The following is a 14,646-nucleotide window of genomic DNA, read 5'->3' as shown; positions in this document are numbered from 1 at the left end:
TAATCCGCGTTCTAAAAAAAGACACTAAGATATTAAGATTCTAAAGCGGTAAGTTTCACAAATTCGCGCTAATTTCTTCTAATCCGTTAAATCCGCGTTCTAAAAAAGATATTAAAATACTAAGGTTTCTGAGTTGCTTAGTTTATATCCTTACATATGTAAAAGTACTTTATGGATAACGAGAGTTTTTTACCGTTTTATTCAAAAAGAGCAAAAACACGATATACTACAATCACCGTCATGGCAAACAAAATATAAGCAGCTACCAACGGAAGATAATAATCCTGAAAACGCGCTTTTGAAACAGAAGAAACACGGAAAAGAAAAAACCAGTAAAAAATGGCTCCCAGTCCGGTAATAATGCCAAAAATAAGACCGCAGAACCAGGTTGGATCAATATCCGTGTGCGTCCAGATATAATGATAGCAAAGTACTACAAACAATCCTGCAAGATAACGGACACCTTGCTCCCATGTCGATATATGATTCAGGGATTTGTTGTGGGCCAGTTTTGATAAAACCAGGCTCAAAACTACCGGTTCTTTAAAAATATGCTGAAATCGATTGGATACATAACCGCTAAAAACCGTCATAACATAGGTTCCCGCCAAAGCTGAAAGGCAAATTTTCACAAGTTCCATACCTAAATTGATTTTAATTAAAGTTTACAATTAAAATCGATTTTGGTTTTATATAATTTACAGAAAAAATTATACCCTTTTTATGCTTTTCAAATGATATAAAAATTAATCACAATTATATAACCACTTTGAAATATGCGGTCGTAACTTTGATACTGTAAAATTGAAGAACTATAATAAAAACCGATAATAAAAATCACAATTAAAATTTCAATTTCAAGATCTCTTGAGTTTGTATTTATTTTTGAGGTTTATTATTTGTTTGAAATCCCCATCTAACGATGGGGATTTTTATATCTATGCTAATCCGCTCTCAAAATGCAACTTGCATCTTTTAATATCTTCTTCAATAGTATTCTCTAAAATTGGGGCCAATACTTTACCAATTGTTTCTCCTATAGTACCAAAAGGAAGATAATAAGCAATTATAACATATAATCTTGTTCTTCCATCACCGTTATCAAAAAACTGGACACTTCCTATATTATGAATCAAAGCATCTGAAAAGGAACGCCAGCGAATTTCTTTATCTTTTTCATCTTTGATAATAGCTGCTTTCCAGGGAATGGTTCCAAGATTTCCCGGGATTTTCATCCTCCATTCCGAAGTTTCATCATCAAGAACATCAACACTTTCCAGATGTTTCATAAACAATGGCAGATTTTCAAAATTGCGCCAAAAATCATATACTGCTGAAACCGGCTTATCAATAATTATCTGAGTCTTAATCAGTATATTTTTGGATTTTTCGACTTTTGGTTTGTCTTTCAGTAATGCATATCCAAAACAATGACCACTGGTTCCCCTAAAAATCATAAATCCGGCTAACAATGCGCCCGGCAGGTTTTTTGGCTTTTTAACTAAGGCATCATAAAGCAGTACTGAACCTGATAAAACAGAAAGTAGCCTTTCTGTATTCCCAACATTGACCTCCAGGTCAGATAACCGGGAAATTACCTCTTGTGCTTTCATATTCAACAATTTAATTTCTATTAAATGTAGAACTAAAAATTCAAATCTATTTTACTGCATATTGGCATTAACCAAGTTTTAACGTCAGTATACTTTTTAAACCCTAAACAAGAATCATATATAATAAGTGTTTTTGAATTATTACTAATTATTCTTTAAAATTTTAACTTTTTTTAACATTTAGAAAGAATTATATAAACATCATTGAAAATAATATAAAGAATTAACACGTCTTACTATTGAAATTTGTAAAAACAGCTAGTAAACTAGTACAAATAACTAACCTAAAAAACAGTGTTATGAAAAAAGTAAAAATTTTAGCTATGGCCATTTTAGCCATCAGTTTTGGGGCTTGTTCAAGTGATGACGATTCATCAAACAACAACATGGGAAGTATCGCAGGAAGATATAACCTGACAGAATTCAACACCGGAGCAGCAACGGATTTTAATCAAGACGGAACAGCATCCACCAATCAAATGGATGAAAGCAGTTGTTATGATGCAAGAAGAATCGACTTCAATTCAGACAATACCTTCACCTATGATATGGATTATATCCTGATTGATACCAGTACAGGTGTTGCAGTTTGTGCAGATAATACGGTAAGCGGTACATGGACTGCTACCAATAGCGTTATAACCGCTACGTACGAACAGGAAAATGGCACAGAAGTAACCTTAAACTTTGTAAGGTCTAACAACGGCAGAACGCTAACCCAAACAACAACCTTGACAACCTATCCTGACAGAAATTCGGAAGGTGTGGCATACAATAGGGTTGGTAGCGTTACAACGGTATTTACCAAACAATAACCAATAACATTTACAAAAACTGCTTCTCTAAACGAAGCAGTTTTTTTATGTCCAATTCCCGCTTTTGTAACCTATCCAAACATATAAAAATTTTATCCAATTGTATAAGTAAAAAAGCGCTTTCAAGTTGGAACTTTGAAATAAATCAACTTAAAAACCAAACTGTTATGAAAAATTCCAATTCTTCTGCAACACCAAAAAGCAGAACTACTACAACAAAAACCGGTAATAAAAATTCTCAATCAAAAACAGCATCAGCTTCGCGTTCGCAAACTGTAAAACCAAAATCGAATGCTGCCGAAGGTTTAAGAGAATTGTTCATTGACCAGCTAAAAGATATTTTCTGGGCAGAAAAAGCGCTTTCTAAAGCACTTCCTAAAATGGCTAAAAATGCCACAGCAGAAAATTTAAAAACAACAATCGAAGACCATCTGGAAGTAACCCTGGAGCAAATAACAAGACTTGAACAGGTATTTGAAAGCATCGGGAAAAAAGCCACTGCAAAAAAATGCGATGCAATGGAAGGACTCATTAAAGAAGGAGAAAGCATATTAGAAGAAACAGAACCGGGTGCCGTGCGTGATGCCGGTATCATAGCCGCTGCGCAAAAAATAGAACACTATGAAATCGCCAGTTACGGAACACTCTGCACTTTTGCCAAAATCTTAGGAGAAGACGAAGCGGCAAAGCTTTTGGAAATAACATTAAATGAAGAAAAAGAAGCAGATGTTATGCTCACTCAGGATGCTAACAACACCATCAACTTTGATGCTGCTGATGACATTGACGAAAACGAAGAATAACCTAAAAAAGACAGTATGAAACCAGTATATGACAGTCCGGAAGAAGATGTATATCCTGACCAGAACAGCCCGGATTCAAATACCCTCAAAGCAGAAAATGATAAAAGAGATATCGATAATCCGAAACTGAACAGGGATAATAATAATCCACACGACAAAGACAGGGATTTTGAAGATGAAGATAATGATGACTTTCTCGATGATGGCTTTGAGGACGATGACGATTCTTTAACCGATGATGAAGAATATGATGACGATCCGCAAGAGACAAAACGGAATCAGAAACGCACCGGAACCGAAACCAACCCATAACCATAATTCCTAAGGATAACGGAGGCTTTTGCCTCCGTTCTTATTTCAGACAGGACGTGAAAAGCATGTTAAAGCAATTCCGTTTCTTACCATAAATTGATAAATTTAAGTACGCATAAAAAGAAATACTATGAAAGCAATCTGGAAAGGAGGTATCAGTTTTGGCCTGATTAATATACCTGTACGACTCTTCAGCGGTTCGGTCACACATAGAATTGATTTGGATATGATTCGAAAAAAAGACCACTGTGCTATCGAATTTGTCCGGGTATGTAAAAAAGACGGAAAAGAAGTTCCCTGGGAAGATATTGCCAAAGGTTACAAAAAAGAAAACGGAGATTATATTGTACTTGATCAATCCGATTTTGCTAAAGCAATGCCTGAAAAGACACAGACAATAGACGTTTTTGAATTTGTGATGGAAGAGGAAATCCCCGCACAATATCTCGAAAAACCTTACATAGTTGAACCGGCAAAAGAAGCCAAAAAAACATATGTCTTGTTGCGCGAAGCATTAAAAAAGTCGGGGAAAGTTGGACTGGCGAAATTTGTACTCAGAAACACGGAACATTTAGGCATCCTCAAAATTGAAGACAATGCTATCCTGCTAATCCAAATCCGTTTTGACCAGGACCTCAGAAATCCTTCCGAAGCCAAAATTCCAGATGATGTCAAAATCTCCAAAAAAGAACTTGATATGGCAATAAACATTATAGACCAGCTTACTGACAAATTTGAACCTGAAAAATATAAAGACACCTATAAAGACGAGCTTCTGAAAATCATCAGGAAAAAAACCAAAGAGAAAGGGAAGCCGGCAAAAAAAGAAACTGAAACTGAAACCAAACCGAAAGCCAAAAAAGAAGCTGCCGACGATTTATTGGAACAATTAAAAGCCAGCCTCGAAGCAATAAAGAATTAATTACCGCTTAATCATTCCTATTTGGCTTAAAAGAATAAAATCATGGGACTTGAAAAATATAATAAGAAACGAGACTTTTCCAAAACCCGGGAACCTAAAGGAATCAAAAAAACATCCAAAGGCAAATTGTCGTTCGTCATTCAAAAACACGCTGCCTCTCGCCTGCACTATGATTTCCGATTAGAAATTGATGGTGTTCTGGTTAGCTGGGCCGTGCCAAAAGGTCCTTCTGCCAATCCATCAGACAAACGTCTGGCAGTTCAAACCGAAGACCATCCCATGGATTATTTTGACTTTGAAGGAACTATTCCAAAAGGAGAATATGGCGGTGGCACCGTAATGGTATGGGATTATGGAACCTATCGTCCGGAAAATCCCGAAAAGACTATTAGTCAGGATAATAAAATAATGAAGAAACAACTGGAAGATGGTGCTATCAAAATCATAATTGAAGGTAAAAAATTATCCGGCGCCTGGCATTTGGTCGAAATGAAAGGCAAAGATAACCTCTGGCTATTAATGAAATCAAAAGACGAATTTTCAGGAGCCAATGTAAAATTCGACGAAAACTCAGCCATTTCAGGATTGGATTTCAAAGGAATAGAAAAAAACGGAGCCGTATACAGTTCTGAAAAAGGCAAAAAACTTTCAAAAACCGAAATAGAAAAAGAAGAAAAAAAAGACACGGCAAAGAAAAAACCCAGGCAAACCTTAATCCGAAATGAAGCCGACTTTTCTGCCGAAGACCTCGTCGATGCAGAAAAAATAAAATCTTTCCCAAAAGATTGGCGGCCACAACTTGCCACGCTTGCCGAAGAACCTTTTGATAATGAAAACTGGCTTTTCGAAAATAAGTTTGACGGCTATCGTGCCTTGGCACAAATCCAAAAAAACAAGGTCAATCTCATTTCCAGAAACGGTATTTCTTTTAATACAAAATACGAAGCCGTTGCCAAAACCTTGGAGAACATAAAGGACGATGTAATATTAGATGGTGAAGTCGTTGTAGAAGACACCAAGGGGAAAAGTCATTTCCAATGGTTGCAGCATTTTGACGAAAATCCTGAAAAAGGCAAATTGAAATTTTATGTCTTTGACCTACTTTACTTCAATGGCTATGACTTGAGACAACTTGAACTCCAATTGCGAAAAAAAATCCTAAAAGCCATCCTGCCGAAATCAGACACTATTGTATTTTCATCCCACACCGTAGGTCGGGGAAAGGAAACCTTTGAAGTCATACAAAAATTAGGGGGAGAAGGAATCATTGCCAAAAAAATTACTTCAAAATACCATCAGAACCAACGAACCAAAGACTGGCTCAAAATCAAAACCATCAAACAACAGGAAATGGTAATTGGCGGTTTTACAGAACCGCAGGGAAGCCGAAACGGACTGGGAGCACTACTCTGCGGTTATTTCGATGGTAATGAATTTATATATTCAGGTAAGGTTGGAACCGGTTTCGATGATGCCACTTTAAAAGAACTTCGCTCAAAACTTGATAAAATGGAGCGGAAAACGAGTCCTTTCAAAACTGCGCCAAAATTTCCCGCAACACATTGGGTCACTCCTGAACTGGTAGCCCAATTAAAATTCACGGAATGGACAGACTCCGGCAGTATGCGCCATCCCGTTTTTCTGGGATTAAGGGAAGATAAAAAAGCCCATGAAGTGAGCAGAGAAAAAGAAACACCAACAAAAGAAGCTGTAAAAGAACTACAATCAAAAGCAGCAAAAACTAATAAACCCGAAAAGACCAAAATTATGGATATTCCCGAAAGCAAGACTGAATTTTCTAATCTGGATAAAATATTCTGGCCCAAAGAAAAATATACCAAAGGTGATGTCATAGCTTATTATGATACAGTGGCAGAATACATACTTCCCTATCTTAAAGACCGTCCGGAATCTTTAAGACGCACCCCAAACGGAATTACCAAAGACGGTTTTTTTCAGAAAAATGTAGAAGGACAGGTTCCGGATTGGATTAAAACCAGAAAGCTGAAATCAAAATCAACCGATGAAACCATAACCTACCTGCTCTGCCAGGACAAAGACACCTTGCTCTTTTTGGCCAATTGGGGTTGTATTGAAATCAATCCGTGGAGCAGCCGTGTGGGTACGCTCAACAATCCGGATTATATTATTTTTGACCTGGACCCAAACGAAGCCGGTATGGAAAAAATCATCAAAACAGCGCTCACCTTAAAAGAAATATTGGATTCGTTGCAAGTGCCTGCCTATTTAAAAACCTCCGGTGGAAAAGGACTGCATGTTTTTATCCCCATACTCCCAAAATACACTTATAACCAGACACGCACTTTTTCACATATTGTCAGCCAGATGGTACTCAAAAAACTTCCGGATATTGTCAGTCTCGAAAGAAGTCCTTCCAAAAGAAAAGGAAAAGTCTATCTTGACTACCTGCAAAACGGAAAAGGAAAAACTATGGCCAGTATCTATTCGTTACGTCCCAGAGAAAATGCAACAGTAAGTACTCCTTTAGAATGGGAAGAAATCGATTCAAAATTGGATTTCAGTAATTTTAATATCAAAACGGTTCCGGCACGTCTGAAAGAAAAAGGTGATTTGTGGAAGAACTTTTTTAAGGAAAGTATTGATTTAAAATCAATTTTTGATAAGATTTAAAAAGTCACTCAAAATTACATCAAGTTCAAAACTAAATTTGTTAGTTTTTTTCTGTCATTTTGGGAAGTATTTAATAAAAGTAAACTTTTAAATTCTTAAATTTAGAGTGAATAAAAACAAAATACGCTTGAATAAGTACGTCAAAAAAGGACTCAAAATTATTGGTTGGACCCTGGGAGGAATTCTCGGTCTACTTCTACTAATTATAATTTTAATACAAATTCCTTATTTCCAAAACCTTATTAAAGACAAAGCCGTTTCCTATCTTGAAGAAAAAATTAAGACGCCGGTTGAAATTAAACGAATCGAGATTGGGTTTCCTAAAAAAGTAATTGTCGAAGGTATTTATTTTGAAAGCCGGGAAGGCGATACGCTTTTGGCTGGCGAAAAGCTGAAAGTAGACATCAACCTGTTTAAATTATTGCGAAACAAGGTAGAAATCAATTCTATCGACCTGCAAGGAATCACAACAACTATAAAAAGAGACAAAGATTCCGTATTCAATTTCGACTATATCATCAAAGCCTTTGCTTCCGAAGAACCCAAAAAAGAAGATTCGGAACCGATGCAGTTTTCTATAAAAAAAATAAACCTTGATAAAATCAGGGTTCGCTTTGACGATCAGATTTCAAAAAACGACCTGACCGCCTACCTGCAGCATTTTGATACGAAAATCACAAAATTCGACCTTGAAAAAATGGATTTTGAAGTGCCGAAAATCAATCTGGATGGCTTTAAATTAATGCTGAAACAAGGTGAAATTGTAGAAGAAGTTGCACAAAATACAGTTGAGGTTGCGGATGAAGCCGTGCGAAGTCCCGAACTCAATCTGAAGTTGGGAGAAATCAACCTTGCCAACATCAATATTGGCTTTGATAATGCAGGAACCCGCCTGAATACAGGTGTAAATCTGAAAAAATTACTTATTGAATTTAATGCGATAGACCTCAAAAAGCAATACATTGACCTTAAAAATTTCGAAATTGATGGTATAAAAGGCGGGCTCACATTTGGCAAACTCGACAAAAAAATTGCGGTCCAGACACCCGATTCTTTAAAAGCAACCGCACCAAACTGGAAAGTAAAATTAGAGACGACCTCTCTAAAAAATATTGCGTTCCGTTTTGACGATGAAAATGCAGTAAGGGCTAAAAAGGGAATTGATTACAAGCACCTCAATCTTGACAATGTAGAGCTTCAGGGTGAAAAACTCTATTACAGCGCCGATACTATTTCAGGAAATATACAGTCATTTAGCATGAATGACCACAGTGGTGTGGCTATCGAATCCTTTCGAACCGATTTCTTCTATGGTACAAAAAGAGCCACGCTCAAAAAATTATACCTGAAAACGCCTCAGACTGAAATCAAAGACGAAATCAACATTACCTACGGCAACATTGCTACCATTGCAGACAATTTAGGCAACCTTGGAATCAAGGCCTCGCTTAAAGACAGCCGTGTTGGTTTTAAAGACATATTGCTGTTTGTCCCTACTCTTGAAAATACAAACCCGTTTAAAACCAATCCGAATGCGGTAATGTATATTAATAGTGAAGTCTACGGAAAAGTTAGCGACATCACCATTCCTAACCTTGAAATCAGCGGTATTGGAACAACAGTCGTCGCAGCAAGTGGCAGAATTACAGGACTTCCCGATGTAGAAAAAACCTACTTCGATTTAAAAATCCGCGAACTCAAAACCTCTTCAAAAGACATCAATACCTTTGTTCCGGAAGGCACAATTCCCTCCAATATCCAACTTCCGGCACAACTGTCATTGAACGGTTTTTTCAAAGGCTCTGTCTCTAATTTTAATACAGACATGGCCCTGGCAAGTAGTTTCGGAAAAGCCAAAATAAAAGCCACATTCGACCAGAGAAGAAAAAACCATGAAAAATACAATGCCGATGCCACAATCGACAATTTTGATATTGGCAAGCTGCTCAAAAACGACTCGCTCGGAAAAATAAGCCTTAGGGCGAAAGTCAACGGAACAGGACTGAATCCTAAAACAGCAAATGCAACTGTTGACGGCAGGCTGGTAAAAGCAGAATTTAATAGATATGTTTATCGTGACCTGAAACTAAAAGGTGCCATACAAAACGGACAATTTAACGTCAAGGCCGGAATGGATGATGCCAACCTGACATTCGTTTTGGATGCGGAAGGAAACTTTAAGGACAAATATCCGGCTGTTAAACTAAAACTCAATACCGATATTGCCGATTTGGAAAAACTCAACCTGCATGCCGGTCCTCTAAAAATTCGTGGTAATGTATATGCGGATATCACCAGTTCTGACCCTGCTTTTCTAAACGGAAGAATCGACATTCATAACGTACTGGTTGCAGATGCGAAAGAAACCTATGCTCTGGATTCTATAAAAATAGCGGCCATATCTACTGCAGAAAGTGATACCATCACATTAAAATCGCAATTTATTGATGCTTCACTTAGCGGGAAATTCCAAATTGACCAGGTTCCGACAGCATTGACCAATTCAATTGCCAAATATTACGATACCAACCCAAAAGGAAAAAAACAGGCAACCAAACCTCAACGATTTGACCTTAAAGTAGGAATCAAAGATGACCCTATTCTGCTAAAGCTTGTACCGGAACTCACCAGTATCTCTCCTATTCAAATCACCGGAAGATACAATAGCGAAGGCGACAGTATTACTGTAAACGGAAAAATTCCAAAAATTATATACGGTGCGAATACTATCACAAATGGTGAATTGGATATAGAAACCGCAGACGATGCATTAATATACAGCCTGGTTATTGACGACATCAAAAACTCACAGATTAATCTGCCTTATACCAGTCTCTCCGGTGAAGTAAAAAACAACAAAATCAACTATACGTTGCTCGTCAGAGATAAAAAAGATGAAGACCACTATCTGATAGCCGGTAACCTGATGTCTGCCGAAGGTTATACGCAAATTTCCCTGGAACCTGATGGTCTGGTATTAAACTATGAGCCTTGGGATATTGAAAGAGACAACATTATACGGTTTGGAGACAAGGGTATCTATGCGGATAATTTCGAATTAAGCAATGATGGAAGCTCCATAAAACTCCAATCCCAATCCGAAAAGCCAAATGCACCGGTAGATGTGACTTTCAACGATTTCAAAATTGAAACCATTACCAGTGCTATCCAAAAAGACACGCTTCTGGCAGGCGGAAAAATTGACGGAAACGTATTGCTTAAAAACCTGACCGGAAATGCCACTTTCACTGCCGACCTGAATATTGAAGATTTCAGTTTCAAAAAAGACACTATAGGAAACATCAGCATTAAGGTAGATAATGAAACAGCCAATACACTCGATGCCCATGTCGCTATTACCGGAGATGGCAATCAGGTAAACCTTGATGGAATTTACAAAATAGACAACAGTACTTTCGATATGACACTGGATATCGAAAAACTCAACATGAAAGCCATCCAGGGATTTACAATGGGCAATCTTACAGAAAGTACCGGATTCCTGACAGGAGATTTCAAAATCACCGGAAGCACAAAACAACCAAGTGTTATTGGGGAATTGCAGTTTAATGAAGTTGGATTCAAAGTAAAACAGCTTGCTTCCAAATTCAAATCCATAAACGATAAGATTTCGTTTACCAATACCGGAATTGGCTTCAATAATTTTTCAATATCTGATGCCGAAGACAATCTTTTGACGGTTAACGGACGCGTACTTACAACCAATTACAGTGATTTCGGTTTTGACCTAAAAATCAAGGCAGACAATTTCAAGGCACTCAACTCGAAAGAAAAAGACAATGACCTTTATTATGGCGTTTTGGTACTCGATACAAATCTTAGCGTAAAAGGAGACCTGAACAAACCTGTAGTTGACGGTACACTCAAAATAAACAAAGACACGGACCTTACAATCGTACTGCCACAATCCGACCCGTCTTTGGCCGATCGTGAGGGGATTGTAGAATTTATTGACCAAGACGAAGTACAAATTGACAAGCGTTTTACGGCTCCTACCGAGGCATTGACACAAACCCAATTTAAAGGTATGGACGTTTCCGTAAACATCGAAATCGTAAAAGAAGCCGAACTGACAATGATTATCGACAAAGGAAACGGTGACTACTTAAACCTGAAAGGCGAAGCCCAACTCACCGGCGGTATAGATGAATCCGGAAAAACAACGCTCACCGGAAGATACGAATTCAACGAAGGTGCTTATCAAATGAACTATAACCTCATTAAAAGAAAATTCGATATCAAGGAAGGCAGTTATATACTTTGGACGGGAGAACCTACTTCGGCAGATGTCAACATTACTGCCGTTTATGAAATAGAAACCGCCCCTATTGATTTGCTGGACAATCAACTGGGCAATGCCGCACCAGCCGTTCGGAACACCTACAAACAAAAAATTCCGTTCCAGACGTTATTGAAAATGAATGGCGAATTGCTGAAACCGGAAATTACTTTTGATATCGTACTTCCGGATGGGAATTATGGCGTAGCTACTGAAATCATTTCTGCGTCAAAAACAAAACTGGCACAGCTTCGCCAGGAACCGGGCGAACTTAACAAACAGGTTTTTGCACTCTTGCTGTTAGGCCGTTTTATTGGTGAAAATCCTTTTGCCAGTGATGCGGGAGGAACAAGCGCTGGAGCAATTGCCAGACAAAGTGTGAGCAAAATCCTGTCACAGCAACTGAATAATCTCGCCAGCGACCTGATTCAGGGCGTAGAACTTGACTTTGACCTGCAATCCAGAGAAGACTATACTACAGGTTCAAGAGAAGACAGAACCGACCTTAATGTAGGCCTGTCAAAACGATTGCTGAATGACCGGCTAAAAGTAACCGTAGGAAGCAGCTTTGGCATTGAAGGTCCTCAACAAGCCAATGAAGAAACTACAAACATTGCAGGAGACGTTTCTGCCGATTACCAATTGACCAAAGACGGACGCTATATGGTTCGTGCCTACAGAAAAAACCAATACCAGGTTGCCTTACAGGGACAAGTGGTTGAAACCGGAGTAGCTTTTATCATTACAATGGACTACAATAAATTCCGGGAACTTTTCCACAGAACCGAAGAAGAAAAAAGAATGATTAAAGAAACCCGAAAACGAGAAAAAGAACTGCGGGAAAAACAAAAAGAAAAAGAAAGATTAGCCAAAGAAAAAGAAGAAAATGAAACCGACAATGAAAACTAGCCTGAAATATACGCTCTTTTTTACCTTACTTTTCTTGTATGGCTGTAGCAATCTGAAATATCTTGAAGAAGGCGAAGCGCTCTATGTAGGCGGTAAGGTAAAAGTAGAAGACTCACTCCTATCCCGAAAAGAAAGAAAAAATCTGGAAAAAGAACTGGAGCCACTGTTACGACCGTTGCCTAATAAAAAATTCTTAGGGCTCCGCCCTAAACTTTATTTCTATAACATTGCCGGCGAGCCTAAAAAAGACAAAGGTTTTAGGTATTGGCTCCGCAATAAGGTGGGAGAACCGCCTGTGCTTTTTAGTCAGGTCGATTTGGAATACAACGAAAGCATACTTCAAAATTATGCCGAAAACAAAGGCTATTTTAAAGTAAGAACAGAATCCGATTCAACCGGAACAAGCCGTAACAGAAAAGTCACTGCAGAATATACCGTACGCCCTGGAAAGCAGTACAAAATCAAAAGCGTTACGTTTCCTTCCGATTCATCAGAACTATCAAAAAATATTGCCCGATTACAGCGTCGAAGTAGGTTAAAAGTAGGCGATGCTTATAGTCTTGACAATATTAAAGATGAAAGAGAACGCATCGATACCCGCCTAAAAGAAAAAGGCTACTATTATTTCAGTCCTGACTTTATTTTGGTACAGGTCGATAGTACGGTAGGAAAACAGGAAGTAGATTTAATTGTTAAGGTAAAAAATGAAACGCCGGAACGTTCAAAAAAAATTTACAAGATTAATGAAACCTATATTTATCCGAATTATTCCCTAACAGCAGACAGTATTTCTGAAGATAAGTCGTATGCTGAAAAATACAAGGACCTTACCATTATTGACACGACTAAAACATTTAATCCGCGTATTTATGACAGGACTTTATATTTCAAAAAAGGCGATGTCTATAACAGGACAGACCATAACCTTTCACTCAATCGTCTGGTCAATCTGGGAACCTTCAAGTTTGTAAAAAATGAATTCCGTGTTTCAGATTCTATTGATGATGCGCTGGATGCCTATTATTATCTCACGCCTCTTCCTAAAAAATCCATTCGTGTAGAAGTATTGGGTAAGACAAACTCTGCCAACTACACCGGAACAGAGCTCAATGTCAACTGGCTCAACAGAAATACTTTCAAAGGAGCTGAATTACTCACGATTACTGCTTTTGGCGGTATGGAAGTACAGGTTTCCGGCCAGAATAAAGGCTATAATGTTTTCCGTTTTGGAGGTGAAACCAGCCTGATATGGCCGCGTTTTATTGCACCTTTCAAATTCGAATCCGGTAGCGGATTTGTACCCAAAACCAGGGCATTAATAGGCTATGAACATCAGGAACGCCAACGTCTTTATACTCTAAATACTTTTAAAGGTTCTTTTGGTTATTTATGGAAAGAAAATGCCCGAAAGGAACACCAGCTGAATCTTACTGAAGTTACCTATGTAAGTTCCGGTAATGTTTCAGCAGAATACCAGGCACAAATTGACGGAACAGAGGAAACGCCGGGAAATCCTTCCTTAGCACGCGTTATTGAAAAGCAGCTGATTTTTGGTCCTACTTATTCCTATACCTATACCAATACGATGCGAAGAAGACGCACAAATACTTTCTATTACAAAGGCAGCATAGACCTTTCAGCTACGGTAACAGGATTAATTATGGGAGGCAATTCAGACAATCCGAAACAGATTTTGGGTGTTCCGTTCAGCCAGTTTGTAAAATTGGAAAATGAATTCCGCCATTACCTAAAACTTGGAAGCGATTCACAACTGGCCAGCAGAATTATTGTGGGTGTAGGAATACCTTACGGAAACTCAAAAGAACTTCCTTTTATCAAGCAATTTTTCATAGGCGGAACTAACAGTATCAGGGCATTCAGGGCACGTTCAATTGGTCCCGGAACCTATAACCCAAATGTAGAAGAAAGTTCCTTCCTGCCCGACCAATCCGGAGATTTGAAACTGGAACTGAACACAGAATACCGGGCCAAATTATTTAGCATTGTTCATGGTGCCTTATTTGTAGATGCCGGAAATATCTGGCTGATGAATGATAATGAAAACAAAGCAGGTGCCCGTTTTTCGAGTAAATTTATAGATGAGCTTGCTGTTGGTGCAGGTGCCGGTCTGCGATTTGACCTTTCATTTTTGGTCTTACGTTTGGATTTGGCTTTTCCTCTCCGCAAGCCTTATCTTCCTGAAGGCGACCGTTGGGTAATTGATAAAGTAAGATTTGGTGACCCGGATTGGAGAAAAGAAAATCTGGTTTTTAACCTGGCGATTGGCTATCCATTCTAATACTTTTCGTCCTTGCGACTT

9 protein-coding genes are annotated in these 14,646 nt (G+C 38.2%); 7 read left to right on the top strand and 2 right to left on the bottom strand.

All coding sequences use genetic code 11. The features are described from left to right. Positions 1-197: 197 nt before the first annotated feature. Together ASG38_RS12020 and ASG38_RS12015 are read right to left on the bottom strand one after the other, a co-directional pair. Entirely contained in the window at positions 198-641 is a 444-nt protein-coding gene (locus ASG38_RS12020; protein ID WP_056071098.1) for a hypothetical protein, read from the bottom strand. A gap of 297 nt (positions 642-938) precedes the next feature. Continuing rightward, positions 939-1,613, bottom strand: coding sequence for an SRPBCC family protein (locus ASG38_RS12015; RefSeq protein ID WP_056071095.1), 675 nt, complete (start codon positions 1,611-1,613; stop codon positions 939-941). A gap of 299 nt (positions 1,614-1,912) precedes the next feature. On the opposite strand from ASG38_RS12015, the gene ASG38_RS12010 reads away from it, so the two are divergent. The 7 genes from ASG38_RS12010 (at position 1,913) to ASG38_RS11980 (ending at position 14,625) form a co-directional block, all read left to right on the top strand. Beyond that, entirely contained in the window at positions 1,913-2,428 is a 516-nt protein-coding gene (locus ASG38_RS12010) for a lipocalin family protein (protein ID WP_143395013.1), read from the top strand. Between the two features lie 167 nt (positions 2,429-2,595). Beyond that, positions 2,596-3,231, top strand: a complete 636-nt coding sequence (locus ASG38_RS12005; protein WP_056071090.1) for a ferritin-like domain-containing protein — start codon at positions 2,596-2,598, stop codon at positions 3,229-3,231. 15 nt (positions 3,232-3,246) lie between these two features. Further along, entirely contained in the window at positions 3,247-3,543 is a 297-nt protein-coding gene (locus ASG38_RS12000; RefSeq protein ID WP_056071088.1) for a hypothetical protein, read from the top strand. A gap of 130 nt (positions 3,544-3,673) precedes the next feature. After that, positions 3,674-4,465, top strand: a complete 792-nt coding sequence (locus tag ASG38_RS11995; RefSeq protein WP_056071085.1) for a Ku protein — start codon at positions 3,674-3,676, stop codon at positions 4,463-4,465. Positions 4,466-4,507: 42 nt separating this feature from the next. Next, complete coding sequence (gene ligD / locus ASG38_RS11990; protein ID WP_056071082.1) at positions 4,508-7,117, top strand: DNA ligase D; 2,610 nt, start codon at positions 4,508-4,510, stop codon at positions 7,115-7,117. A gap of 127 nt (positions 7,118-7,244) precedes the next feature. Further along, positions 7,245-12,326: a translocation/assembly module TamB gene (locus tag ASG38_RS11985; protein ID WP_056071464.1), complete on the top strand. Its 5,082-nt coding sequence runs from the start codon at positions 7,245-7,247 to the stop codon at positions 12,324-12,326. Continuing rightward, positions 12,316-14,625, top strand: a complete 2,310-nt coding sequence (locus tag ASG38_RS11980; RefSeq protein ID WP_056071079.1) for a BamA/TamA family outer membrane protein — start codon at positions 12,316-12,318, stop codon at positions 14,623-14,625. Before ASG38_RS11985 ends, ASG38_RS11980 begins: the two co-directional genes overlap by 11 nt. The last annotated feature ends 21 nt before the right edge of the window (positions 14,626-14,646 follow it).

Source organism: Flavobacterium sp. Leaf359 (assembly GCF_001423985.1).
In the GTDB taxonomy this organism is placed as follows: Bacteria; Bacteroidota; Bacteroidia; order Flavobacteriales; family Flavobacteriaceae; genus Flavobacterium; species Flavobacterium lindanitolerans.
The sequence above is the reverse complement of the archived record's forward strand: the minus strand, read 5'-3'. Positions and strand labels throughout refer to the sequence as shown.

What these genes read in the sequence shown, in the direction of transcription:
- ASG38_RS12020 (WP_056071098.1), bottom strand. Translation starts at nt 641, where the DNA reads ATGGAACTTGTGAAAATTTGCCTTTCAGCTTTGGCGGGAACCTATGTT.
- ASG38_RS12015 (WP_056071095.1), bottom strand. Translation starts at nt 1,613, where the DNA reads ATGAAAGCACAAGAGGTAATTTCCCGGTTATCTGACCTGGAGGTCAAT.
- ASG38_RS12010 (WP_143395013.1), top strand. Translation starts at nt 1,913, where the DNA reads ATGAAAAAAGTAAAAATTTTAGCTATGGCCATTTTAGCCATCAGTTTT.
- ASG38_RS12005 (WP_056071090.1), top strand. Translation starts at nt 2,596, where the DNA reads ATGAAAAATTCCAATTCTTCTGCAACACCAAAAAGCAGAACTACTACA.
- ASG38_RS12000 (WP_056071088.1), top strand. Translation starts at nt 3,247, where the DNA reads ATGAAACCAGTATATGACAGTCCGGAAGAAGATGTATATCCTGACCAG.
- ASG38_RS11995 (WP_056071085.1), top strand. Translation starts at nt 3,674, where the DNA reads ATGAAAGCAATCTGGAAAGGAGGTATCAGTTTTGGCCTGATTAATATA.
- ligD (WP_056071082.1), top strand. Translation starts at nt 4,508, where the DNA reads ATGGGACTTGAAAAATATAATAAGAAACGAGACTTTTCCAAAACCCGG.
- ASG38_RS11980 (WP_056071079.1), top strand. Translation starts at nt 12,316, where the DNA reads ATGAAAACTAGCCTGAAATATACGCTCTTTTTTACCTTACTTTTCTTG.